This is a genomic window from Lelliottia sp. WB101 (assembly GCF_003051885.1).
GTDB classification, from domain to species: domain Bacteria; phylum Pseudomonadota; class Gammaproteobacteria; order Enterobacterales; family Enterobacteriaceae; genus Enterobacter; species Enterobacter nimipressuralis.
Map to the genome: position 1 here is coordinate 3,100,949 of NZ_CP028520.1, position 25,402 is coordinate 3,126,350.

Consider the following 25,402-nt stretch of genomic DNA (forward strand, 5'->3'; position numbering starts at 1 on the left):
TGACAATGAATTGAAAATCAACGATCTGCCCCAATTTATTGTATTCTGAAGCTGATATCAGCGGTCTTCGGGGCAAAACAGGATGGCGATGAAGCGACTTAAAAACGAATTCAACTCACTGGTTAACCGTGGCGTAGACCGCCATTTGCGTCTGGCGGTGACGGGACTTAGCCGCAGCGGCAAAACCGCATTTATCACCGCGATGGTCAACCAGCTTCTTAATTTACACGCCGGAGCGCGCCTGCCTCTGCTGAGTGCCGCGCGCGAAGAGCGCCTGCTCGGCGTGAAGCGTGTACCGCAGCGCGACTTTGGCATCCCGCGTTTTACCTATGATGAAGGGCTGGCACAGCTGTACGGCACGCCACCCGCCTGGCCGACGCCGACGCGCGGTGTGAGTGAAATCCGTCTCGCGCTGCGCTTTCGTTCTAACGAATCCGTATTACGCCATTTTAAAGACACGTCCACGCTCTATCTGGAAATTGTCGATTATCCCGGTGAGTGGTTGCTCGATTTGCCGATGCTGGCCCAGGATTACCTGAGCTGGTCGCGGCAAATGACCGGGCTGCTGCAGGGGCTGCGCGCGGAGTGGTCGGCAAAATGGCGTGAGCTGTGCGCCGGGTTAGACCCGCTGGCTCCGGCCGACGAGAACCGTCTGGCGGCAATTGCGCAGGCCTGGACCGATTACCTGCATCAATGTAAACAGCAGGGGCTGCATTTTATCCAGCCTGGGCGATTTGTCCTGCCGGGCGAAATGGCGGGTGCGCCTGCGTTACAGTTCTTCCCGTGGCCAGATGTCGATAGCTGGGGCGAATCAAAACTGGCGATGGCGGATAAACACACCAACGTCGGGATGCTCCGCGATCGCTTTAACTACTACTGCGAGAAGGTGGTGAAGGGGTTCTACAAAAATCACTTCCTGCGCTTCGATCGCCAGATTGTGCTGGTGGATTGTCTGCAGCCCTTGAACAGCGGGCCGCAGGCTTTCAACGATATGCGCCTCGCCCTCACGCAGCTGATGCAAAGTTTCCATTACGGACAGCGCACTCTGTTCCGTCGCCTGTTTTCACCGGTGATCGACAAACTGCTGTTTGCGGCGACCAAAGCCGATCATGTCACGGTCGATCAGCACGCGAATATGGTATCGCTGCTGCAACAGCTGGTGCAGGACGCCTGGCAAAATGCGGCGTTTGAAGGGATTAGCATGGACTGTCTGGGGCTGGCCGCGGTGCAGGCGACGCAGAGCGGGCTGATTGATGTCAACGATGAGAAAATCCCGGCCCTGCGTGGTAATCGTCTGAGCGACGGCGAGCCGCTGACGGTTTATCCTGGGGAAGTGCCCGCCCGTCTGCCGGGGCAGGCGTTCTGGGAAAAGCAGGGTTTTCAGTTTGAAGCGTTTCGCCCTCAGGCGATGAACGTCGATCAGCCGTTACCGCATATTCGCCTGGACGCGGCGCTGGAGTTTTTAATAGGAGATAAACTGCGATGACCGAACCCTTAAAGCCACGCATCGATTTTACCGGCACGCTTGAGCAGGCGCGCGACGAAGCCTTTAAATCCGCCCAGGCTTTCAGTGGCCCGGAGGCCGAGAAATTTGCGCCTGTCGTTACTGACGAACTGCTGTCGGACGAAGGGCCGGCCGAAGCTGTTGTTGAGGCCGCCCTGCGGCCTAAACGCAGCCTGTGGCGCAAAATGGTTACCGCCGGTTTGACGCTCTTTGGTGTGAGCGTGGTCGGTCAGGGCGTGCAGTGGACGATGAATGCCTGGCAGACCCAGGACTGGGTGGCCCTTGGGGGCTGCGCGGCCGGTGCGCTTATCGTCGGGGCGGGCGTTGGGTCGATTGCGACCGAGTGGCGTCGTCTGTGGCGACTGCGCCAGCGCGCCCATGAGCGCGACGAAGCGCGCGATCTGTTGCACAGTCATGCCACCGGAAAAGGGCGCGCATTCTGTGAAAAACTGGCGAGCCAGGCCGGGATTGACCAGTCCCATCCGGCTCTGCAGCGCTGGTACGCGGCGATCCATGAAACGCAAAACGACCGTGAAATCGTGAGTCTCTATGCGAGTATCGTTCAGCCCGTGCTTGATTCGCAGGCTCGGCGTGAGATTAGCCGCTCGGCGGCGGAGTCGACGCTGATGATTGCTGTCAGCCCGCTGGCGCTGGTGGATATGGCCTTTATCGCGTGGCGAAATCTGCGGCTTATCAACCGCATTGCCACGCTGTATGGCATCGAACTGGGCTATTACAGCCGTCTGCGCCTTTTCCGCCTGGTTCTGCTGAACATGGCCTTTGCCGGCGCCAGTGAACTGGTCCGTGAAGTGGGGATGGACTGGATGTCTCAGGATCTTGCCGCGCGACTGTCCACCCGCGCGGCACAGGGGATCGGTGCGGGTCTGTTAACCGCGCGTCTGGGGATCAAAGCCATGGAATTATGCCGCCCCCTGCCATGGATGAATGACGATAAACCGCGTCTCGGGGATTTCCGTCGCGAACTGATTGGCCAGTTGAAAGAGACATTGAGCAAAAAACCGCAGTAAACGCTGAAGAATTCACCTCGCTGTCAATATTTGTTGACAGCGAGCTTCCAGCCAGACGATATCTGACATATCATTTTAAGGTTACTGGCTAAAGAGTGAATTTCCCATGCGTCTGGAAGTGTTCTGTCAGGACCGTATCGGCCTGACCCGCGAATTACTCGATCTCCTTGTTTTGCGTGACATTGATTTGCGCGGCATCGATATCGACCCTATCGGGCGAATTTATCTCAATTTTGCCGAAATCGAATTTAATACCTTTAGCAGCCTGATGGCGGAAATCCGCCGTATCGCTGGCGTTACGGATGTGCGTACCGTGCCGTGGATGCCGTCAGAGCGAGAGCATCTGGCGTTAAGTGCGCTGCTCGAAGCGATGCCTGAACCGTTTTTATCCCTCGATCTGAAAGGCAAAGTGGAGCGCACCAACCAGGCGAGCTGCCAGCTGTTCGGCCAGAGTCAGGAAAAACTGAGCAACCATCACGCGGCGCAGCTGATCGCCGGTTTCAATTTCCAGCGCTGGCTCGACAGCAATCCGCAGGGCACGCACAGCGAACATGTGGTGATCGGCGGCCAGAACTTCCTGATGGAGATCACTCCGGTGCATCTGCGCGGTGAGAATGACGTCAGCGTGCTGACCGGTGCGGTGATCATGCTGCGTTCGACCATCCGTATGGGGCGCCAGCTGCAGAATCTCTCCAACCAGGATGTCGGCGCGTTCAGCCAGATTATTGCCGTTAGCCCGAAAATGAAGCATGTGGTGGACCAGGCGCGTAAGCTTGCGAATCTCACCGCGCCGCTGCTGATCACCGGCGAAACGGGAACCGGCAAGGATTTACTGGCACATGCGGTTCATACCGCCAGCCCACGAGCGGCAAAACCCTATCTGGCCCTGAACTGCGCGTCTATTCCGGAAGATGCCGTTGAGAGCGAGCTGTTCGGCCACGCGCCGGAAGGCAAAAAAGGCTTCTTCGAGCAGGCCAACGGCGGCTCGGTCTTGCTGGATGAGATTGGCGAGATGTCGCCGCGCATGCAGGCTAAACTGCTGCGCTTCCTCAACGACGGCACTTTCCGCCGCGTCGGGGAAGATCACGAGGTTCACGTCGATGTGCGCGTCATTTGCGCGACGCAGAAAAACCTCGTCGAACTGGTGCAAAAGGACGTATTTCGGGAAGATCTCTATTATCGACTGAATGTACTGACCCTGAATATTCCGCCGCTGCGCGACTGTCCGCAGGACATTATGCCGCTGACCGAACTGTTCGTGGCGCGTTTTGCCGACGAGCAGGGCGTGCCGCGTCCGAAGCTCTCGGCGGATTTGGGGTCGATGCTGACGCGCTACGGCTGGCCGGGCAACATCCGCCAGTTGAAAAACGCCGTCTACCGTGCGCTTACGCAGCTGGAAGGCTACGAACTGCGCTCGCAGGACATTCTGTTGCCGGATTACGATGCGGGAACCGTGTCGGTTGGCGAAGAGGCGATGGAAGGCTCGCTGGATGACATCACCAGTCGTTTCGAGCGCTCGGTGTTGACCCAACTTTATCGCAACTATCCGAGCACCCGTAAACTGGCGAAACGCCTGGGTGTGTCGCACACGGCCATCGCCAATAAGTTGCGTGAGTACGGTCTGAATCAGAAGAAAGCGGACGACCAGAACTGAGAAAATCCCGCGCGGGCGGGGTTTTTGCTATCCAAACATTAAGGCTTAACGTATGAGCAATGAAATACCTTTAAAGTTTTATGACATCGCGGATGAATATTCAAAGGAATCCGCAAAGCCCGTCAGCGAAGCAGAGCGCGACGCGGTGGCCTATTATTTCCAGTCGCTGATCACGCGTTTAATGAATAACGAGGAAATCAGCGAAGAGGCGCAGAGTGAGATGGCCCGGGAAGCCGGAATCGATGAAACGCGGATCGATGAGATCGCGGAGTTTTTGAATACCTGGTGACGATCGCGTTCTGATATCGCCGTATTGAGTGCGATGTCCGCATGCTGCGCGACGCTGGCGTCGGACATCCGCATTTCGCTCAGGGGAGTCATCTCAATGAGCGAGATGCGGCTCAGAAAGATTTACATCCTCTTTAGATTTTATCATTCACGCCTTGCAAAACCGAATCCTGTTACCAAACGGATTATACAGTTCCAGAATTATCCCCCACGCCTGCTCCATCGTTAAGTTCATCTCGCAACCGTTCGATTGTGTGCACAGGGACAAAGAGTGTCGTTGCTGGGCAGACGTCAGATAAAAGAAAGCCCCGCATAAGCGAGGCTTTGAATATCTGAGCACTGAGCGATGTCGTTACGCTTTCAGCACATCCAGCGCAGCGGTGTAGTCTGGCTCGTTGGTGATTTCGTTGACCAACTCGCTGAAGATCACGGTGTCGTTTTCATCGATCACCAGGACTGCACGGGCAGCCAGACCTTTCAGTGGGCCTTCCGCGATACCTACGCCGTAGTTTTCGAGGAAATCAGGGCTACGCAGGGTAGAAAGCGTGATAACGTTGCTCAGACCTTCTGCGCCGCAGAAACGGGACTGGGCGAACGGCAGATCCGCGGAAATGCACAGCACCACGGTGTTGTCGACTTCGGTCGCCAGCTGGTTGAATTTACGCACGGACGCAGCGCAAACGCCGGTGTCGATGCTTGGGAAAATGTTCAGGACTTTGCGTTTACCGGCGAACTGACCCAGTGTTACGTCAGACAAATCTTTTGCCACGAGGGTAAAAGCCTGTGCTTTGCTGCCTGCCTGCGGAATGGAACCTGCAACAGAAACCGGGTTGCCCTGGAAATGAACGAGTTGTGACATAGATATCTTCCTGTTTACATATAGTTAACGTCGCGGCTAGTGTATGACAACAGCGGATAACACGGCAAACCTATTTTTCCCTACAGGAGTGAGTGATGAGAACCGTCAAGGTCTATGAAGAAGCGTGGCCACTGCATACCCCGTTTGTGATCTCTCGCGGTAGCCGTAGCGAAGCCAGCGTAGTCGTCGTCGAGATTGAAGAAGACGGTGTAAAAGGCGCGGGCGAATGCACACCTTATCCTCGCTACGGCGAGAGTCTCGCGTCGGTGATGGCGCAGATCATGACTATCGTTCCTGAACTGGAAAAGGGGCTGACACGCGAAGCGCTGCAACAGGCGCTGCCGGCGGGGGCGGCGCGTAATGCGGTCGACTGTGCGCTGTGGTCGCTGGAGGCGCATCGGCAGAATCACACGATCAGCGACTCGCTTGGCGTGGTGCTGCCGCAGACCATTGTAACGGCGCAAACGGTGGTGATCGGCGAGCCTGCGCAGATGGCGTCAAGTGCGAAAGCGCTGTATGAGGCCGGGGCGCGGTTGCTGAAAGTGAAGCTGGACGATCATTTGATTAGCGAGCGGATGGTGGCGATCCGCAGCGCGGTTCCGGAAGCGACCCTCATTGTCGACGCCAACGAATCCTGGAAGAGTGAAGGGCTGGCCGCACGCTGTCAGCTGCTGGCTGATTTGGGCGTGGCGATGCTGGAGCAGCCGCTGCCGTCGGCACAAGACGCCGCGCTGGAAAACTTTATCCACCCGCTGCCTATCTGCGCCGATGAGAGCTGCCATACGCGTGACAGCCTGGCCGGGCTGAAAGGGCGCTACGAGATGGTGAATATCAAACTTGATAAGACGGGTGGATTAACTGAAGCGCTGGCGCTGGCGAAACAGGCGCGTGCTGACGGGTTCGCGCTGATGCTTGGCTGTATGCTCTGCACCTCAAGAGCCATCAGCGCCGCACTGCCGCTGACAGAGCAGGTGAGCTACGCCGATCTTGATGGGCCCACCTGGCTCGCCGTGGATGTCTCACCTGCGCTGAATTTTACTACCGGGACCCTTCACCTCTGAGATTGCCAGCGCAGCAGGCCGGTCATCGCTTTCAGGTATTTCTCGCTCGCTTCATCAGAGGAGACGGGCGGGAACTCGGCGGTAATGCAGTGCAGGCCGAGGTCTGCACACCAGCTGCCAAACGAGCCTGGCGTTTCGTATCCGACGCCGGTGACCAGCGGCAGCGCGAAGGCGTCGGCCAGCCACTCGCCTAACTCCGTGTGGCGTGGATCTTCGATGCAGGCCAGCGGATCGTGAAACGACACCACCCACGCCGGTTGAAGATGATGAATGAGCTGGCACAGCCCCTGGGTTTCAGGCTCTGAGCCGGGTTTTTCACCGGTGAGGAGCACCACGTCACGCTCATCCGCCGCGCTGTTCCAGCGATAAACCGTCTCTCCCGCTCGCCAGTTGGCCGCCGGGAAATTGCGGTTCAGATCGACGCCGCGCGCGTTGGCCCGCAGCCCTAACTGGCACCCGTCCGGATTGACCGTTAACACCACGTGATGACGACGCAGATCGGGCGCCAGCGTGCGCAGCGCGCAGGAGAGGGTGACGATGGAGGAGTTCTCATCCCCGTGCGTCCCGGCGATGATAAGCCCGCTGTGGCGGTCGGCCTGCGGGGCAGGAAACCAGATCAGCGGGGCACCCAGAAATGAGCGGCCATAATGTTCCGTTCCGGGCGGGAAAGCGCCACGTTCCGTTCTTGGGCGGGTAAGTGACATATGAAATCCTGATAGCGAGTTCTTTATAGCCAGTGTTGTGTAAAACACGCGCTTAATCAAATAGTTTCACGGGCCGGAGAAACTGATCCGATCTCAACTTTCCGCGCGAAGGTGTTTGCATTTCGCTGTTCTGAAACAAATAATTACGCATCTGCTTGTTACCCATCATTCCAAAGGGGATCTCATGAAGCATCCTGTTTCGCTGCTCTGTACTGCGCTGTGGCTGTGTGGACTCACCTCTGTTTCTTATGCAGCTGATATTCCTCAGGGAACGAAGCTGGCGGAAAAACAGGAACTGGTCCGCCATATCAAGGACGAACCCGCCTCGCTCGATCCGGCGAAAGCCGTCGGCTTACCGGAAATTCAGGTGATCCGCGATCTGTTCGAAGGGCTGGTGAATCAGAATGAAAAGGGCGAACTCGTCCCTGGTGTCGCGACAAAGTGGCAGAGCAATGACAACCGTATCTGGACATTTACCTTACGCGACAACGCGAAGTGGTCAGACGGTACGCCGGTGACGGCGCAAGATTTTGTCTACAGCTGGCAGCGCCTGGTGGACCCGAAAACGACGTCGCCATTTGCCTGGTTTGCGGCGCTGGCGGGGATCACTAATGCCCAGAGCATTATCGACGGCAAAGCCCAGCCTAATACGCTCGGTATCACCGCCGTGGACGCCAAAACCCTTCGCGTGCAGCTCGATAAACCGCTGCCCTGGTTCGCCAATCTGACCGCCAGCTTTGCTTTTTATCCGGTGCAGAAAGCCAACGTTGAGAGCGGAAAAGAGTGGACTCGCCCAGGCGCACTGGTTGGCAACGGTGCCTATGTTCTGAAAGATCGCGTGGTGAATGAGAAGCTGGTGGTTGAGCCGAATACGTCCTACTGGGACAACGCCCAGACGGTACTGAAAAAAGTGACTTTTATTCCGATCAACCAGGAGTCATCGGCCACTAAACGCTATCTGGCGGGGGATATTGATATCACCGAATCCTTCCCAAAAAATCTCTATCAGAAGCTGCTCAAAGATATTCCGGGGCAGGTTTATACGCCGCCGCAACTGGGCACCTATTATTACGCGTTTAACACTCAGAAAGGGCCAACGGCCGATCAGCGTGTGCGACTGGCATTGAGCATGACCATCGATCGTCGGATTATGGCGGAGAAGGTGCTCGGAACGGGCGAGAAACCGGCGTGGCACTTTACGCCGGATGTGACTGCAGGCTTTACGCCAGAAAAGTCACCGTTCGAGCAGATGTCGCAGGCGGAGCTGAATGCGCAGGCCAAAATGCTGTTACAGGCTGCCGGATACGGCCCGCAGCGACCGCTGAAACTGACGCTGCTCTATAACACTTCAGAAAACCATCAGAAAATCGCGATTGCGGTGGCGTCGATGTGGAAGAAAAACCTCGGCGTGGATGTGAAGCTGCAGAATCAGGAGTGGAAAACCTATATTGATAGCCGCAATACCGGCAACTTCGACGTGATCCGTGCCTCCTGGGTGGGGGATTACAATGAGCCGTCCACTTTCCTGTCACTGTTAACATCCACACACAGCGGCAATATTTCGCGCTTTAGCGATCCGGCGTACGACAAGATTATCAACCAGGCGACGCTGGAAACGACGGCGAAAGCGCGCAATGCGGATTACAACGCGGCTGAGAAAATCCTTGCCGAAAAAGCCCCGATCGCGCCGATTTATCAATATACCAACGGTCGCCTGATTAAGCCGTGGGTGAAAGGGTATCCGATAAATAACGCGGAAGATGTGGCGTATAGCCGGACGATGTATATCGAAAAGCATTAATATGAATAACAAGGCCCGTCTGAGAACGGGCCTTTTTTTGATTCGCCAGTCAGGGCGCGTCAATCGCCGGGTAGAGGCTGCTTTCCAGATACCCCACCAGGTGCCACATCTCACCGCTAAAAATAAACCATAAGCCAAATATAATAACGCTGAGAATAATTAGGATGAGTATGACTTCTGTTTTCCCCATAGCAAAAGTGACCCACCTGACCGCTGTTAATTCGAGGGGGCATTGTAGCGGGGCTTTAATCAATACTCCAGTTTTCAGGCGGCGAGCACTTTATTGCGGCCATTGTTTTTGGCGCGATATAAGGCGTCGTCTACGCGTTTTAACAGATCGTCGATGCTCTCGTCCGGATTATGTCGCGCGACGCCAATACTCACGGTAAAGCGGGGCAGGCCGGGGATGACAATGCGCGCCACTTCGGCACGAATGGTTTCGGCCACCTGCATCGCAGCCTCGAGCGTGGTACGCGGCAGCAGGATCACAAACTCTTCGCCGCCCCAGCGGAACACAAAATCATCTTTACGGCTGCAGGCTTCGAGCATACGCGACAGGGAAATCAGCACCTCATCGCCCCTGGAATGGCCAAATACGTCATTGATATTCTTGAAATGATCCATGTCGACCAGTAACAGGCTGAACTGCTGCTGGGCGGGCAAATGGGACGGATGAGTCTGTTCAGTGAGAAGATAAAACTGTCGACGATTTAGCAGGCCGGTCATGGAGTCCCGCAGGGCGGCGTGCTCCAGCTCATGCTCAAGCCTTTTTTGCTCGGTGATATCGTGTACGATGCACAGCATTAATTTGTCGCCGTAAATTTCAATCGGACCCGCGTACGTCTGCACGTGGCGGGTAGACCCATCGGCCAGCCGGTGGACAAAATTAAGGGGTTTATGCCCGCCGGGAAGACGGGCGATCTCCGTCATAATCGGCAGGATATCGCGCCCCAGGGTGTTAATTTCCCATGTGTGTTTTGTACACATGTCATCGTGGCTGTAACCGTAAAAATTGAGGGCCGCCAGATTCGCGTCGACAATTTGCCCGTCACGCGCGGTATCTATGAGCAGCATGGGCGCGCTGTTAGTCTGGAAAAAGCGGGCGTAGAAACCCTGTTTTTTACGCTGGTAGTTGGCAGAGCGACTCGCTTTCAGGCCGGAGGGGGCCTGGGAAATCAGCCCTTCAAACACAATGATTTCACCCGCACTTTCATGCACGGTGAGGGACAAGCGACAGCTCAGCGTGGTTTCCTGATCGTTGCGCCAGACGGTCCAGATTTCGACAATTTCCAGCTCGGATTTGAGATCAGGAACGTACATTGCCAGCTGCTGCTGTGCACTGGCGGAATAAGCGCCCTGACGCATGTCATTCAGCGTTTTATTACGCATCATGTCGCTCGCCGCACTATTGGCGAAAATAACCTGCTCAGAGACGGGTGAGACTAACCAAACCGGTGTTTTGACGAAATTCAGCGCATCAAAGCTGTGTGGCAACATAGAGTCTTCCCAGTCATCGGCAGCCAACGCTCATGAAATTTGCGGTATCACGGTTATACACACGTGGGCATATTTCAAAACATACTCCACTTCATCACATCAGGCATGATTTTTTTGTGAATGAAGTGGGGGTTCTATTTGATTTTTACCAATTGGAATAATTTGTTTATCAGATTTATTCTGTAATACCAGCCACGGCACCTGTTCTGCAGGAAGCGGGCGGGAAAAATAATAGCCCTGCAGATAATCACATCCCAGATTTGCCAGCATTTGCTGCTGCTGTTGGGTTTCAATACCTTCGGCGACCACCACCATATCCATGGTCCGGGCAACGTGGATAATGGTTTCGACAATCTTTTTGCTTTTATCGTTTTCCCGCATGCTATCAATAAAACTTTTATCTATTTTAAGCTCTTTGGCCGGAAGCACATTCAGCATCAGCAGGTTAGAGTATCCGGTGCCAAAGTCGTCGATGGAAACGGTAAAACCGGCGTGGTTAAACATATCTAATAATTCAATGCTGCGTTCCAGGTTTTTCAGGGCCGTGCTTTCGGTGACTTCGAGGATCAGTCGTGAAGGTTCGAGATTGTATTTCTGCATGGTGCCGGAAATCACCTCGAATATATCCTGTTGCTCAAACTGAATCGGGGACAAATTAAACGACAGCGTCCACTGGCTGAATCCTTGCTCCGTCCAGAAGCGCAGTTGTCTGCAGGCCTGATCAATGGCCCACACCCCCACCGGAATGATTAATCCTGTTTTTTCCAGCGATGGCAGGAATACGTTCGGCAGCAGAACACCCTGTTCAGGATGGTGCCAGCGCAACAAGGCTTCAAAGCCGTGGATCTCATTCACTGCGGCGTGGTAGGTGGGCTGGTACCAAAGCTCAAACTGCTCGCGCTCCAGCGCCTGGGTGAGATCCTGCAGGAAAGACGGCTCTGCCGAGATGCTTTTCGACATCTCCGGGCGATAAATCGCCCAGCCGTTGCGCCCTTCTTGTTTAATGTGATGCATCGCGGCATCGGCTTTAAATTTCAGTTCGTGGAGGGTTTCACCGTGCTGAGGATAAAGGCTCACGCCAAGGCTTAAGGTGATATTCAGCGCGTGGCCGCCAATGGCGAAAGGGCGGCGAATATCGTCGAGCAGGGTCGTGGAGAGTTCGGTAATTTTCTCGTCATCGCAGTCGGGCAGCAGCAGGATAAACTCATCGCCGCCGAGCCTGGCGAGGCTCATTCCCGGCGTCAGCCGGGCGGTAATGCGCTGCGCGACGCTTACCAGCAGCTCATCGCCAACCTGATGCCCCCAGGCGTCGTTCACCAGTTTGAAATGGTCGATATCCAGAAACATTACCGCAAACTGTTTTTTATTCAGCAGTGAGCCGTGCAGGCAATCCTGCAGGCTGAGATCCATTTGCGTACGGTTGGCAAGCCCGGTAAGGGCATCAAAGCGTGCTTTACGCTCCAGCTGGGTGTTGAGCTGGCGCAGGTTTTCCGTCAGGCGATGAGTGCGAAAATGGGAGTCCACCAGCGAGATAATCAGCATGATACCCAGTAGCACGAGCGTGGTGGTGGAGACCCAAATCGACAGCCCTAACTCGCTCACTCCGCCCGGCATCATGTGCGCGGCGTGCTGAAAATTGGCTGCGCTCATTCCCGTGTAATGCATCGCGCAAATGGCAACGCCCATCACCACGGCCGCGGCGACGCGGTTGATAAACACGCCTTTGTGCCGACGGCGCAGGTGAAAGGCAAGCCAGAGGGCGGCACCCGAGGCGACAATGGCGATCGCGACGGAGATCGTCACGAGGGTCATGTTCCAGCGAATGTCATCACTTAGCATCAGCGCCGCCATCCCGGTGTAGTGCATGGCCACGACGCCTGCGCTAAGGATCAGCGTGGAAAACAACCAGCGAAAAAAGGAGAGAGAATCACCCGGAACGGCAATATTAATGGCGCTGGTGGCCGCGACAATGGCGATGCCCAGTGAGCCGACGGTAAGCCAGACGTGATAGCTCATGTCGATTGGCATTTTCATCGACAGCATACCGATGAAATGCATTGACCAGATACATATCCCCAGCGTGACGCCCCCGGCCATGCGCCACCAGAGAGCGGCTTTGCGGCTGGCACCCGATATTTTGCCGGCGCTGTCGAGCGCCACAAATGAAGCGATAAACGCCACCAGGAATGAGATGGCAATGAGAACGGGGTCCCAGGACACATCGAGCATTATGCAATCCCACGCTAAAAAGTCGTTATTGAGTTCATCCGGTGCGTGACTCATCACCGCCGTGGCTTACTCTAACTAATTCCAAGATTAGTTGCTTATCAAAAATCAACAACAAACGCGTTATTTTTACATGCAGGAAAGCATCAAAGATATATTCTCTCATTAATGACTTAAGTAGCGCTACATGATTTTAATCAGCAGTAGCATTCGCTCTTAATAAACTTTACGTTAATATTTAATCATCTGTTTGCTAACTATTGTTGTCACAAAGAAAATAGGGGTGAAAAGAATAACTCTCCAATAATAGAGGTTAGGTTGATTGTGTGTCCTGACTTAAGTTAAATTTACGGCATCCGAAGGTGAATAATAAATGCCACTTAAAATGTGGTGGAAAAAGAAAATGCGAATGCTATAACCAATATACCTCCTCCGACTTGTTGTATGGGATTAATTATGCTTAGAAATATTAGCGTAAGAACCTTTATTATATATTTTCTGCTGGTCGTGCTTTTAATCATTGATGGTTTAGTTTGGACTTTATCGGAAAGTACAACGCTTTTTATCGCAGTAAATATTATTAATGTGCTTGCGGTCATGTTGCTGTGGTCCTACATGACAAAATATCTTGTGACGCCGATCAACACCGTGAAAAAAAGTATCGAAGAGGTCACCTCAGGCAATCTTGCCGTTTCTATCCCCGAGTTTGGCAACAACTGTGCAGGGCGTTTAATTCCTGGGATCAACAGCTTATCCAGTAACATCGCCACGCTGGTGCGGGAAATACGCGCCTCGTCGCAAACCGCGATGACCCTGTCAGAACAACTCTCCTCACGCAGCGCGGAATTGTCGGTGAAGACAGAGCAGCAATCCGCTTCACTTATTCAGACCGCCGCCAGCATGGAGCAGATGGCGGCCAGCACCCGTAACAACGCCGATAACACCCGTCTTGCCAGCGAGCGTGCGAACCACGCGACGGTGCAGGCGCGCAAAGGTGGCGAGCTGATGGGGCAAGTGGCAAATAATATGCAGTCGATTACGGAATGCGCGCAGCAAATGACCGAGATCATCTCACTGATCGACGGCATCGCGTTCCAGACCAATATTCTGGCGCTGAACGCGGCGGTCGAGGCGGCAAGGGCTGGGGATCACGGCAAAGGTTTCTCCGTGGTCGCCGGTGAAGTGCGTAATCTTGCCCATCGCAGTGCAGAAGCGGCGAAAAGCATTAAGTCTCTGATCGACGTGACGAGCAATAACGTGACGCAGGGCGTGACGGTGGTCGCGGAAGCCGAGAAAAATATGCACGAAATCGTCAACGGTTCCGGGCATGTCAGCAAGCTGATGGATGAGATTTCGGCGAGTACGTCTGAACAGGAAAAAGGGATTTCGCAAATCACTCAGGCGCTGTCTGAGCTGGAGCGTGTGACGCAAAGCAACGTGGCAATGGTGGATGAACTGTCAGGCTCCTCCGATGTGCTGAAAAACCAGGTGATTGAGCTTCAGACGCGCACCCGGAATTTCAGGCTGGAGGGCGGCTCGCAACCAGACTGGCAGGAGAGTGTGCGCAAGGAGCACAGCGCCTTTCCCCGCCACGCAGAACACTCATACTGACTGACTAAAAAAGCCTGGTTCGCCAGGCTTTATACTTTGTAGCGGTTTCGTCCTGCCTGCTTCGCCTGATACAGCGCTTTGTCCGCCCTCGCTATCAGTTCCCGCGCGGTCACGCCGGGTTTCCATAACGCCAGCCCCTGGCTCACCGTTACGCGGTCGCTGACGGGAGAACCCGCGTGAGGAATATTCTGCGCCTGAAGTACCGCCGCAATATTCTGTGCAGCCGACTGTAACGCCTGCGAATCCGCATCGGGCAGCAGCAAAACAAACTCCTCGCCACCAAAACGCCCGACAATGCCGCTTGAGGTCAGCGCAGCGGATTCCAGCGCCCTGGCGATGGCCATCAGACACAGGTCGCCTTTTTGATGCCCGTAATAATCGTTATAAAGTTTAAAGTGATCGACATCGAGCATGATCAGCCCAAAGCTGTTTCCATCCTGCTGATGGCGCAGGATGGCCTGATCCATCTGCGCTTCAAATGACCGACGGTTCGCAATCCCGGTGAGCGGGTCGTTGTTGGCCAGCAGGCCCAGGCGTTGAATCAAATCCGCATTTTCCTGCTCGCGGCGCAGGGCGAGCAGAAACCAGCTGTTGAGAATACGTCGGCCTGATTCAATCAGTCCCGCCAGCAAAATCCACTGCAATCCATTCATGACCGTGAGGCCGTTGCGGTAAAAAAGTGAGGTGACAAGAATCGTCAGCCAGACCGGCAGAATAAAGCTCAGCAGGACTTTGGGATCAAAGTAGAGTGAGATCAACGCGGTAAACAGCAGTAATGCGGCAGAGGGGAAGATGATGCGCAGATCGTTGCTGACGATCAGGACAAAGAAACAGCCCGCCCAGCACAGACTGAGGGCCACCACGGTCCACTTTGCTAACGTACCGAGCCACTGTGCGTTTTGTAGGGGTGCCATCCGCATGATGAATAACACGGCGGCGGAGAGGGTCAGGTCGGCCACCATCATGGTTTCCAGCACCGCCGCGGGGTGGTGGAAAAGGACCTCTGACTCGAAGGCGGAGAAATAGTTACGCCCCAGGATGAAAGAGGAGAACAACATATTTACCCACAGGAACCATGTCACACTGGTTTTAATGGCAATGGTCCGCATTTCTGCAAGACGAACATCGAAGGCCACACAGGGCTTTTTCATCGTCACACTCGTAAAAGATACATTTAAAAACAAAATGGCAGCATTTCTGTAACTCTACTGTTTTGCATCTTTCTGTCCAGTGGTTAGAGTAGGAAAAGGGTTAATTCATGAGCAAATTCAGCGCTATGCTGTCGGTAGATGTTGAATAACCTTTCGGGAAGGCTAGACTGACGATGTTCATGACAAAAAGGGGGAGTCACTGTGGAAGGCATTAAGGGATCGGACGTTAATGTTCCGGATGCGGTATTTGCGTGGCTGCTGGACGGTAAAGGCGGGGCGCGACCCCTTGAAGATGACGATATTATCGACAGCGAGCACCCCTGCTGGTTGCATCTGAACTACACCCATCCGGACAGTGCGCAGTGGCTTTCATCGACGCCGCTGCTGCCAAACAGTGTGCGCGACGCGCTGGCCGGGGAGAGCCTACGACCGCGCGTCAGCCGTCTCGGGGAGGGCACGCTGATTACGCTGCGCTGCATCAATGGCAGCACCGACGAGCGACCGGATCAGCTGGTCGCCATGCGTCTTTATATGGATGAACGTCTGATTGTCTCCACCCGGCAGCGCAAAGTGCTGGCGCTGGATGATGTGGTCAACGATCTGAAAGAGGGGACCGGGCCGGTCGACTGCGGCGCGTGGCTGGTCGATGCCTGCGATGCGCTGACGGATCACGCCAGTGAATTTATCGAAGAGCTGCACGACAAAATTATCGATCTCGAAGATAACCTGCTCGATCAGCAAATTCCGCCGCGCGGTTATCTTGCCCTGCTGCGTAAACAGCTCATTGTGATGCGTCGCTACATGACCCCGCAGCGTGATGTCTACGCGCGACTCGCCAGCGAACGTCTGCCGTGGATGAACGACGATCAGCGACGTCGTATGCAGGATATCGCCGACCGGCTCGGGCGTGGGCTGGATGAGATCGACTCCTGTATTGCGCGAACGGCGGTAATGACCGATGAAATCGCAACGGTGATGCAGGAGTCACTTTCGCGCCGGACGTATACCATGTCGTTAATGGCGATGGTCTTTTTACCCAGCACGTTTTTGACCGGGCTGTTCGGTGTGAATCTCGGGGGCATACCGGGCGGGGCGTACCGGTTCGGCTTTTCCGCTTTTTGCATCATGTTAGTTGTTTTGATTGGTGGTGTTGCGTGGTGGTTGCATCGCAGTAAATGGCTGTAAATTTACACATTTTCTGGCTTCAAAACGCGTTTTTGTTTGAGCGAAGTCAATAAATGGCTACCCCGTTCGGTGCAGTATTACTCCCGCAGGTGAATGCAACGTCAAGCGATGGGCGTTGCGCTCCATATTGTCTTACTTCCTTTTTTGAATTACTGCATAGCACATATTGATTCGTACGACGCCGACTAAATTAGTCGGCTTTTTTTTGCCTCCAGAATCTCAGCGTCTACCCTAAAAGGGTCACCCCGATAAACTGGAGGGAAACATGAGCTATCTGCTTTCACTGCTTTACACGCAATTGTCGGTACCTGACTCGATACCCATCGATCCGGTGCCTGTCCCCGATCCGATCCCCCGTCCGCAGCCAATGCCCGACCCGCCGCCGGATGAAGAACCGATTAAATTGTCGCATCGGTAGCGCAGATCTGCGAGGATACGCGCCAACTGACTGTGATTTTTTACCTTGAGAGTACATTGTGACCGCTTTTTCGACGCTGAACGTTCTGCCTGCCGCCCAACTCGACAATCTTACCGAGTTGGGATATCTCTCGATGACCCCTGTACAAGCTGCCGCGCTTCCGGCGATTCTGGAAGGACGAGACGTTCGGGTGCAGGCTAAAACCGGCAGTGGAAAAACGGCCGCTTTTGGCCTGGGATTGCTCCAGCAGATTGATGCGGGCCTGTTCCAGACGCAGTCCCTGGTGCTCTGTCCGACGCGCGAGCTGGCGGATCAGGTGGCAGGGGAGTTACGTCGTCTGGCGCGCTTCCTGCCTAACACTAAAATTCTGACCCTCTGCGGCGGCCAGCCGTTCGGTGCGCAGCGCGACTCGCTGCAGCATCCGCCGCACATTATTGTCGCCACGCCTGGCCGTCTGCTCGATCACCTGCAAAAAGGCACCGTTTCGCTGGATGCCCTGCAAACGCTGGTGATGGATGAAGCGGATCGCATGCTGGATATGGGCTTTACCGATGCCATCAATGAAGTGATTCGTTTTGCGCCCGCGACGCGCCAGACGCTGCTGTTTTCCGCGACCTGGCCAGAAGCGATTTCGGCCATCAGCGGACGGGTGCAGAACAACCCGGCTACCATTGAAATCGACGCGGTGGATGCGCTGCCGTCCATCGAACAGCAGTTTTACGAAACCTCGCAAAACGGCAAAATTCCGCTGCTGCAAAAGCTGCTGAGCAAACATCAGCCGGTCTCCTGCGTGGTGTTCTGTAATACGAAGAAAGATTGCCAGGCCGTCTGTGACGCGCTTGCAGAGGCGGGGCAGAGTGCGCTCGCCCTGCATGGCGATCTGGAACAGCGCGACCGCGATCAGACGCTGGTGCGTTTCGCTAACGGCAGCGCGCGCGTGCTGGTGGCAACGGACGTGGCAGCGCGCGGCCTGGACATCAAATCCCTGGAGCTGGTGGTTAACTACGAGCTGGCGTGGGACCCGGAAGTCCACGTACACCGTATTGGTCGTACAGCGCGCGCGGGCAACAGCGGTCTGGCGATCAGCCTGTGCGCGCCGGAAGAGGCGCAGCGCGCCAACATTCTGTCTGAAATGCTGCAGCTGAAACTCAACTGGATGCCCGCTTTGGGCAGCGTCAGTATCACGCCACTGGCCGCTGAAATGGCGACTTTGTGCATCGACGGCGGCAAAAAAGCCAAAATGCGTCCCGGGGATGTATTAGGCGCGCTGACCGGGGATATCGGACTCGAGGGTGCGGATATCGGCAAAATTGTGGTGCATCCGGCACACGTCTATGTAGCGGTGCGTCAGAAAGTGGCGAATAAAGCGTGGAAACAGCTGCAGGGCGGGAAGATTAAAGGCAAAACCTGTAAGGTGCGTTTGCTGAAATAAGGCACAAAGAAAAGCGTCTCAGAGAGTCTCTGAGACGCCAGAGTATTACTTCACTTCCAGAACGTTCAGTCGCATTTCATCCAACTGAGACTCATCTTCTTCCGGCTGCCAGCCCGCAGGCTGCATCGGGATCTCTTCGCGGTCGAACGCCAGGTCGCCACCGTTCACCACTTCCGCGCCGTGCTTAATGCCTTTGAAATCGAACAGTTCAGTATCACACAGGTGAGAAGGCACAACGTTTTGCATCGCGCTGAACATGGTCTCAATGCGGCCCGGATAACGTTTATCCCAGTCGCGCAGCATATCGCCAATTACCTGACGCTGCAGGTTCGGCTGGGAGCCGCACAGGTTACAAGGGATGATCGGGTATTCGCGTGCCTGCGCAAAACGTTCGATATCTTTTTCACGGCAGTAGGCCAGCGGGCGAATGACGATGTGTTTGCCGTCGTCGCTCATCAGCTTCGGCGGCATCCCTTTCATTTTGCCGCCGTAGAACATGTTCAGGAACAGGGTCTGCAGGATATCATCGCGATGATGGCCGAGAGCGATTTTCGTCGCGCCCAGTTCGGTGGCGGTGCGATACAGAATACCGCGGCGCAGACGGGAACACAGTGAACAGGTGGTTTTCCCTTCCGGAATTTTTTCTTTCACGATGCCGTAGGTATTCTCTTCGACAATCTTATATTCGACGCCCTGTTGCTCAAGGTATTCCGGCAGGATGTGCTCCGGGAAGCCGGGCTGTTTCTGGTCCAGGTTGACCGCCACCAGGGAAAAGTTCACCGGTGCGCTTTGCTGCAGATTGCGCAGGATCTCCAGCATCGTGTAGCTGTCTTTACCGCCTGACAGGCAGACCATAATGCGGTCGCCTTCTTCAATCATGTTGAAGTCTGCAATGGCTTCACCGACGTTGCGGCGCAGGCGCTTTTGCAGTTTATTCAGGTTGTATTGTTCTTTCTTATTAACTGATTGATTATCTTGCATTTATACTTTACTCAAATATCAAATGGGGCACCAGTGGGACAAAACCATTTTAACGCGCCAGCGTCATGAGGCGCATTTCGACCTGCTCGCTGTTCACTACTTCTGTCCATGAAGCATAGATTTCATACACCCTCTGCGCATTTTCGTGCCCCATCTGATTGGCAATAGAAGACGGGTTAGCGCCTGCTGATAGCAACCAGCATGCGAAAGTGTGCCGTGTATGGTACGGATTGCGGCGACGAATGCCAGCACGTTTTGCAGCAGAAGGTCATCGCGCCCCGATACGGCCCGTGAGGAGTGGGGTTTCTGAGTACCAAGCCATACCAAACCTCAGGCCAAAAAAAGGCCTGCATGCGTGCTCAACGCACGGCGGCAGGCCGGTTATTTACCAACAAACGAATTTAGGGCTGCTGATCAGCAATCACCGTCAATTTTTCGTCAGTGGCTTTTTCTTCCTTGAGGGTTTCTTCCAGCAGCCTTGCCGCATCTTTGTATCCCAGCTTTTTCGCAAGTGCATGCAGTGTGCCGTAAGTGGCGATTTCATAGTGTTCCACTTTTTGGGCGGCGCCAATCAGACCCGCATCGCGGACCGGCCCCGCTTCGACGGAGTCGATGATTTCCTGCGCTTCTTCTGCCAGCCCTTCAAGGGCATGGCATTTCATGCGCTTGATTCGCACACCTTCTGTGCTCTCAACCAACTGATCAAGCCGTTCAATTTGACCATGCGTTTCTTCAAGGTGCTGATTGAAAGCAGCAATCAGTTTGGGATCTGTCGCCGCCCGCGCCATTTTAGGTAACGCGCGGGTGATTTGTTTTTCTGCGCTGTAAATATCAGAAAGGTCATGAATGAATAAATCTTCGAGAGTCTTGATTGTCATTAAATACTCCTCTCACAATTCGACTTGTGAAAAAGTGATGCGCATCATTCACGCAGTCTTTAAGGGTAGCTGATATTTAGGGTAGGGGGCGCATAGAAAGGATTTAGCAATAAAATGAGAAACTTCCTGGCGGAGGCGTAAATTCAAAAACAGGAGAATGTTAAATATATTATATGCTAACATTTGAGGGGGAAATACCACTGGTGAAATGACAGTCTCTGCCGGGATAATAAAGGCTGAATTAACAATCACTCAGAGGCTATCGACAGTGATAAATAAAACGTAAGCGCTGAAGTCACATCAATTTGCTGGATCACCGGCATGTGTTTTTAAGGCCATCACCATGAGCAGACGCATAATGACGGCGTTATCCCGCAAGCATCGTAAAGCAAAGCAGCGTTGCTTACCCCACCTGGCCTGATTTTGCCAGCAGTGCTAAAACTCTCTCCGTCACCTTATCTTCATATCCTTCCTGCTCGGGATGGTTGAACTTAACCAGTGGTGCCGAGCTTTTTTCCTCCTCGTATGAACTTGAAAGAAGGCCAGGATTGCCACTCATGTTATTAATTACCGAGGATAAAACAGTGATGGCAATCTTTGATGCGTGAAGGTCTATTTGTAGCTCATTAATTGTCTGCTCAAGGGTTTCAACGCGTTCGTTTAAGTCAGTCATTTGATCTCCTGATTATCGAGAAGGCCGGTGTTCAATTGAATGTGCGCATACACATTCAATTTTAGCCTAAGCGGAGAAAGAGACAGCCAATGTCTGATATCTATTAAAACTAACAATAAAAGGCGTGTTAATCCGCATCCAGTGCCTGCAGTAATTCACTGAGATGACGCACGATATCGCCGAAATCAAAAATTAATGCCATCCACAGACAGGTTAGCAAAATCAGAGCAGCCAATGTTAAGCGGGTAAGCACGGAAGAAATCCTTTCACGTGGATAGGGATAAGGCTCAGTATACGGTGATTTCCTTAAACTTCCCCTTTACGACGCCATCATAAAAGCGACCTTTTGATACGACCTGCAAAAAATCGTTATAGATGCGTACCGGAACGTGCTGATACCGCAGCGTCCGACGATCGAGAAAGCGGATTTCCAGCGTGGCGCTGCGTTCATCATAGCCAATGGAGGCGATACGTGAAGACCTTACAGGATGATGGACCATGATGATTTGTCCCTTACAGCATAAAACAGGAGATTTATCATCTAACAGCAGGGGCGAGGGTGCAAGTGGGTGACGCGTAACACGGCGTGGAAAAATAATTACAATGAATGTAATTCATTGAACTATATGAATTAAAAATTATTCTTTCCTGTTAGTTGAGGGTAAACTTTAAACCGTTATATGCCTTTATGATTCTTCATCCGTTAATGCACTGAGAGTGTTTTACTGAGCTATCATCCAGAATTGACAGGATATGCCCGGAACTGATGCTCCGGGCTTTTTTTTATCACTCGCTGGTCGATTTCTCGCCTTTTCCTGCCATCTGCGCCAGGAAGTCATAGCGTTTTTGCAGATCGGCCGCCGCGTCCTTCCACAGTTGCTCGGCCACTTCTGGCTGTTGGGCGTTGAGACGACGGAAGCGTTGCTCCTGCATCAACGTTTCTGCCAGCGCATCAGACGGTGGACGTGAGTCCAGTGCCAGCGGCAGTTTCCCTTCATCGGCACGACGTGGGTCGAAGCGATACAGCGGCCAGAACCCGGTCGCCGTCAGCTGGCGCATCTGATCGTGGCTCAGCGCCAGATCGTAACCGTGCTCTTCGCAAGGGCTGTAAGCGATGATCAGCGACGGCCCTGGATAGGCTTCCGCTTCCTGTATCGCTTTCACCGTCTGGTTGAGCTGCGCGCCAAGAGAAATCTGTGCGACATACACATGACCGTACATCATCATGCTGACGCCCAGGTCTTTACGCGCTTTGCGTTTACCGTGCTCACCAAACTTGGTGACGGCACCCAGCGGGGTGGCTTTAGACGCCTGACCGCCGGTGTTGGAATAACACTGAGTATCGAGCACCAGAATGTTCACGTTTTCCGTCAGGCTCAGAACATGATCCAGCCCGCCGAAACCAATGTCGTACGCCCAGCCATCACCGCCAATCAGCCAGATCGATTTTTCGACCAGCGCGTCGGCGTCGGTTAACAGCTGTTGTGCGCCCTCCACGCCCTGAAGATGCTGACGCAGTTCTGCCACCTGCTCGCGACGCACCTCTGGTGTGGCGTCGCTGTGCAGCGCTGCATTTAATTCAGCAGGAAGCTTATCGGCAAACTGTTCCAGCAGACGCATCACGCGGGCGCGGTGCTGATCGACCGTCAGACGGAAGCCTAGTCCGAACTCGGCGTTATCTTCAAACAGAGAGTTTGCCCAAGCCGGGCCACGGCCATTGGCATCGGTGGTATACGGCGTAGAAGGTAGGTTACCGCCGTAGATAGACGAACAACCGGTGGCGTTCGCGATCAGCATGCGGTCGCCGTACAGCTGGGTGAGCAGCTTGATGTAGGGCGTTTCACCGCAGCCGGAGCAGGCGCCCGAGTATTCAAACAGCGGCGTAATCAGCTGGGAGGTACGGATATCGATACGTTCGAGCTTGCTGCGATCAATTTCTGGCAGGCCGAGGAAGAAGTCGTAATTCACTTTCTCTTCTTCCACGTGTTCCAGGCGCGACATCATATTGATGGCTTTGATTTCCGGGTTCTGGCGATCTTTCGCCGGGCATACTTCGACGCACAGATTACAGCCTGTGCAGTCTTCCGGTGCGACCTGCAACACGTATTTCTGCCCACGCATATCGCGGGATTTCACATCGAGCGAGTGCAGGCTGGCAGGGGCGTGTTCCATCTCTTCCGGAGAAACCACTTTTGCGCGGATGGCCGAGTGTGGACAGGCCGCAACGCAATGGTTGCACTGCGTACAGAGATCTTCCTTCCAGATCGGGATCTCTTCGGCGATGTTGCGTTTTTCCCAGCGGGTGGTGCCCACCGGCCAGGTGCCGTCCGGCGGCAGGGCGGAGACGGGCAGGGCATCGCCCAGACCCGCCAGCATTGCAGCGGTCACGGTTTTAACAAAATCAGGCGCCGCATCAGACACCACTGGTGGCCGGTTTGCACTGGCGGTATTCACCGGCTGAAGCGGGATCTCAGAAATAGACTCTCGTGCCAGAGCCAGCGCTTGCCAGTTTCGCTCCACCAGATCCTGCCCTTTGCTGCTGTAGCTTTTGGCAATGGCGCCCTGCAACGCGGTCAGCGCGCTGTCGCCCGGCAGAATATCCGTCAGGTGGAAGAAGGCCATCTGCATAACGGTGTTAATGCGTGCCGCCAGGCCGCATTCACGGGCAATTTTCGCTGCGTTGACGGTAAACAGGCGGGCTTGTTTCTGATTCAGCACCGCCTGCACTTCCTGCGGCAGTCGCGACCATACTTCGTCAGCATTGTACGGCGTGTTAATCAGGAAAATTCCGCCCGGTTTCAGGCGTTCGGCCATCTGATATTTGTCGATAAACTGCAGCTGGTGACAGCCAACAAAATCGGCCTGCTCAACCAGATAGGCGGAACGAATCGGTTTTTCGCTGACGCGCAGGTGCGAGACGGTCAGGCCGCCCGCCTTTTTGGAGTCATAGACGAAATAGCCCTGGGCATACCATGGCGTGGAGTTACCGATGATTTTGATATTGTTTTTGGTGGCAGAGACGCTACCGTCACTGCCCAGACCGTAAAACAGCGCTTCCAGCTTCGACGTCGACGGCAGGGTGTTTTCTGGCAGCAGCAGCGACAGGTTAGTCACATCGTCATAAATACCGACCGTAAAGCGCGGTTTCGGTTTTGCGGCGCTCAGCTCATTAAACACTGCCAGCACGCAGTCAGGCCCGAACTCTTTCGACGACAAACCGTAGCGTCCGCCGATGACGCGCGGCAGCGTTTCGCGCTCACCGCTGTTGAAGGCTTCGGCCAGGGCCGTCATCACATCCAGATAGAGGGGTTCTGCATGCGCGCCCGGTTCTTTGGTGCGATCGAGTACCGCAACGGAACGGACGCTTTCCGGCAACACGGACAGCAGATGCTTCGCAGAGAAGGGACGGTACAGGCGCACTTTCAGTACACCGACCTTTTCGCCGCGGGAAAGCAGCTCGTCGACGACCTCTTCACAGGTGCCAATCGCAGAGCCCATCAGCACGATAACGCGCTCGGCCTGCGGGTGGCCATAGTATTCAAACGGCTTATATTCACGCCCGGTGGCAGCCGAGAAATCACTCATCGCCTGTTCAACGTGATCGTAAACCGCATTGTACCAGGGGTTGGTGGCTTCACGGGATTGGAAATAGGTGTCAGGGTTTGCGGAAGTGCCGCGAATAACCGGATGCTCAGGATTCAGCGCGCGTGCGCGGTGGGCATCGATCTCGTCCTGCGGCATCAGCTCCAGAATCGTGTTGTCCGACAGCGGGACGATTTTATTAATTTCGTGAGAAGTGCGGAAACCATCGAAGAAATGAATAAACGGCACCCGGCTTTTTAGCGTCGCGATGTGGGAAATCAGCGCAAAGTCCTGGGCTTCCTGCACATTACTGGCACACAGCATGGCGCAGCCCGTCTGACGGACCGCCATCACATCCGAGTGGTCACCGAAAATCGACAGAGCATGGGTGGCAACGGTACGCGCTGCCACATGCAACACGAACGGCGTTAACTGCCCGGCGAGCTTGTACAGCGTGGGAATCATCAGCAGCAGACCCTGCGATGAAGTGAACGACGTCGAGAGCGCACCTGTTTGCAGTGCGCCGTGAACCGCGCCGATAGCACCGGCTTCCGACTGCATCTCGACAACCCGGGGAACATCGCCCCAGACGTTTTTTAGCCCGTTGCCCGCCCAGGCATCAGCCTGTTCCGCCATGGTCGAACTTGGTGTAATGGGGTAGATGGCGATAACTTCGCTGGTGCGGAACGCGACGGACGCGGCCGCGCCATTACCGTCAATAGTGATCATGTGACACCCTTACATTGCGCAAAAAAGAGGGACCCGTGAAACGTCGACGAGTCCTGATAGTTATCCTAATAGTATAGGATGTGCGGGTATTCCATTGAAGTTATAAGGCTTTCGAGTGCACAAATTGATCCACAAAAACG

At 54.5% G+C, this 25,402-nt stretch carries 22 protein-coding genes and 1 pseudogene; 10 read left to right on the forward strand and 13 right to left on the reverse strand.

The features are described from left to right. The first annotated feature begins 88 nt into the window (after positions 1 to 88). The 4 genes from DAI21_RS14950 (at position 89) to DAI21_RS14965 (ending at position 4,475) form a co-directional block, all read left to right on the forward strand. Positions 89 to 1,486: a YcjX family protein gene (locus DAI21_RS14950; RefSeq protein ID WP_107703471.1), complete on the forward strand. Its 1,398-nt coding sequence runs from the start codon at positions 89 to 91 to the stop codon at positions 1,484 to 1,486. After that, positions 1,483 to 2,532, forward strand: a complete 1,050-nt coding sequence (locus tag DAI21_RS14955) for a YcjF family protein (RefSeq protein WP_107703472.1) — start codon at positions 1,483 to 1,485, stop codon at positions 2,530 to 2,532. Before DAI21_RS14950 ends, DAI21_RS14955 begins: the two co-directional genes overlap by 4 nt. Positions 2,533 to 2,638: 106 nt before the next feature. After that, positions 2,639 to 4,186, forward strand: a complete 1,548-nt coding sequence (gene tyrR / locus DAI21_RS14960; RefSeq protein WP_107703473.1) for a transcriptional regulator TyrR — start codon at positions 2,639 to 2,641, stop codon at positions 4,184 to 4,186. 52 nt (positions 4,187 to 4,238) lie between these two features. Beyond that, complete coding sequence (locus DAI21_RS14965; protein ID WP_102103823.1) at positions 4,239 to 4,475, forward strand: DUF2543 family protein; 237 nt, start codon at positions 4,239 to 4,241, stop codon at positions 4,473 to 4,475. A gap of 351 nt (positions 4,476 to 4,826) precedes the next feature. Here DAI21_RS14965 and tpx read toward each other — a convergent pair whose 3' ends face one another. Next, positions 4,827 to 5,333 carry a thiol peroxidase gene (gene tpx / locus DAI21_RS14970; protein WP_100780011.1) on the reverse strand — a complete coding sequence of 169 codons (507 nt, stop codon included), beginning with the start codon at positions 5,331 to 5,333 and terminating at the stop codon, positions 4,827 to 4,829. A gap of 95 nt (positions 5,334 to 5,428) precedes the next feature. Here tpx and ycjG point away from each other — a divergent pair, with 95 nt between their 5' ends. Further along, complete coding sequence (gene ycjG / locus DAI21_RS14975) at positions 5,429 to 6,394, forward strand: L-Ala-D/L-Glu epimerase (protein WP_107703474.1); 966 nt, start codon at positions 5,429 to 5,431, stop codon at positions 6,392 to 6,394. Here the strand turns inward: ycjG and mpaA are convergent. Continuing rightward, entirely contained in the window at positions 6,385 to 7,098 is a 714-nt protein-coding gene (gene mpaA, locus DAI21_RS14980) for a murein tripeptide amidase MpaA (protein ID WP_107703475.1), read from the reverse strand. The genes ycjG and mpaA overlap by 10 nt on opposite strands. A 184-nt stretch (positions 7,099 to 7,282) precedes the next feature. Here mpaA and DAI21_RS14985 point away from each other — a divergent pair, with 184 nt between their 5' ends. Then, positions 7,283 to 8,899: an ABC transporter substrate-binding protein gene (locus tag DAI21_RS14985; protein WP_100780014.1), complete on the forward strand. Its 1,617-nt coding sequence runs from the start codon at positions 7,283 to 7,285 to the stop codon at positions 8,897 to 8,899. 49 nt (positions 8,900 to 8,948) lie between these two features. Here the strand turns inward: DAI21_RS14985 and DAI21_RS22975 are convergent, their stop codons facing one another. The 3 genes from DAI21_RS22975 to DAI21_RS14995 all read right to left on the reverse strand — a co-directional run bounded on the left by DAI21_RS22975 (position 8,949) and on the right by DAI21_RS14995 (position 12,625). Next, entirely contained in the window at positions 8,949 to 9,089 is a 141-nt protein-coding gene (locus DAI21_RS22975; protein ID WP_142503374.1) for an Ecr family regulatory small membrane protein, read from the reverse strand. A 74-nt stretch (positions 9,090 to 9,163) separates the two neighbouring features. Next, entirely contained in the window at positions 9,164 to 10,396 is a 1,233-nt protein-coding gene (locus DAI21_RS14990) for a sensor domain-containing diguanylate cyclase (protein WP_107703476.1), read from the reverse strand. 99 nt (positions 10,397 to 10,495) lie between these two features. Continuing rightward, a complete protein-coding gene (locus tag DAI21_RS14995; protein ID WP_107703477.1) occupies positions 10,496 to 12,625 on the reverse strand; it encodes a bifunctional diguanylate cyclase/phosphodiesterase in 2,130 nt (709 codons plus the stop codon). Between the two features lie 453 nt (positions 12,626 to 13,078). Between DAI21_RS14995 and DAI21_RS15000 the strand changes: the two genes are divergently transcribed. Continuing rightward, positions 13,079 to 14,233, forward strand: coding sequence for a methyl-accepting chemotaxis protein (locus DAI21_RS15000; RefSeq protein ID WP_234419481.1), 1,155 nt, complete (start codon positions 13,079 to 13,081; stop codon positions 14,231 to 14,233). Between the two features lie 29 nt (positions 14,234 to 14,262). Here the strand turns inward: DAI21_RS15000 and DAI21_RS15005 are convergent, their stop codons facing one another. Continuing rightward, positions 14,263 to 15,384, reverse strand: a complete 1,122-nt coding sequence (locus DAI21_RS15005; protein ID WP_234419482.1) for a GGDEF domain-containing protein — start codon at positions 15,382 to 15,384, stop codon at positions 14,263 to 14,265. 201 nt (positions 15,385 to 15,585) lie between these two features. Between DAI21_RS15005 and zntB the strand changes: the two genes are divergently transcribed. From zntB to dbpA, 3 genes are all read left to right on the forward strand, one after another. After that, the gene (gene zntB / locus DAI21_RS15010) at positions 15,586 to 16,569 is read left to right on the forward strand and encodes a zinc transporter ZntB (protein ID WP_100780017.1); all 984 of its coding nucleotides are present in this window, start codon (positions 15,586 to 15,588) and stop codon (positions 16,567 to 16,569) included. Positions 16,570 to 16,834: 265 nt separating this feature from the next. Next, positions 16,835 to 16,987, forward strand: coding sequence for a hypothetical protein (locus DAI21_RS15015; protein ID WP_157809239.1), 153 nt, complete (start codon positions 16,835 to 16,837; stop codon positions 16,985 to 16,987). Positions 16,988 to 17,045: 58 nt separating this feature from the next. Next, a complete protein-coding gene (gene dbpA, locus DAI21_RS15020) occupies positions 17,046 to 18,419 on the forward strand; it encodes an ATP-dependent RNA helicase DbpA (protein ID WP_107703478.1) in 1,374 nt (457 codons plus the stop codon). A 45-nt stretch (positions 18,420 to 18,464) separates the two neighbouring features. On the opposite strand, the gene ttcA is transcribed toward dbpA, so the two are convergent. The 7 genes and pseudogenes from ttcA to nifJ all read right to left on the reverse strand — a co-directional run bounded on the left by ttcA (position 18,465) and on the right by nifJ (position 25,262). Further along, positions 18,465 to 19,400 carry a tRNA 2-thiocytidine(32) synthetase TtcA gene (gene ttcA, locus DAI21_RS15025; protein ID WP_100780019.1) on the reverse strand — a complete coding sequence of 312 codons (936 nt, stop codon included), beginning with the start codon at positions 19,398 to 19,400 and terminating at the stop codon, positions 18,465 to 18,467. 49 nt (positions 19,401 to 19,449) lie between these two features. Next, positions 19,450 to 19,665 (reverse strand): annotated as a pseudogene (locus tag DAI21_RS15030) (tyrosine-type recombinase/integrase); the annotation flags it as partial. A 136-nt stretch (positions 19,666 to 19,801) separates the two neighbouring features. After that, positions 19,802 to 20,278 (reverse strand): ferritin-like domain-containing protein, encoded by a 477-nt coding sequence (locus DAI21_RS15035; protein ID WP_100780020.1) that lies wholly within the window; start codon positions 20,276 to 20,278, stop codon positions 19,802 to 19,804. Positions 20,279 to 20,681: 403 nt separating this feature from the next. After that, positions 20,682 to 20,951 carry a hypothetical protein gene (locus tag DAI21_RS15040; RefSeq protein WP_100780021.1) on the reverse strand — a complete coding sequence of 90 codons (270 nt, stop codon included), beginning with the start codon at positions 20,949 to 20,951 and terminating at the stop codon, positions 20,682 to 20,684. 127 nt (positions 20,952 to 21,078) lie between these two features. After that, positions 21,079 to 21,204: a hypothetical protein gene (locus DAI21_RS23390; RefSeq protein ID WP_255419397.1), complete on the reverse strand. Its 126-nt coding sequence runs from the start codon at positions 21,202 to 21,204 to the stop codon at positions 21,079 to 21,081. A 34-nt stretch (positions 21,205 to 21,238) separates the two neighbouring features. Beyond that, positions 21,239 to 21,451, reverse strand: a complete 213-nt coding sequence (locus DAI21_RS15045; RefSeq protein ID WP_107703479.1) for a KTSC domain-containing protein — start codon at positions 21,449 to 21,451, stop codon at positions 21,239 to 21,241. A 286-nt stretch (positions 21,452 to 21,737) separates the two neighbouring features. Continuing rightward, positions 21,738 to 25,262, reverse strand: a complete 3,525-nt coding sequence (nifJ, locus tag DAI21_RS15050) for a pyruvate:ferredoxin (flavodoxin) oxidoreductase (protein WP_107703480.1) — start codon at positions 25,260 to 25,262, stop codon at positions 21,738 to 21,740. Positions 25,263 to 25,402 lie beyond the last annotated feature (140 nt).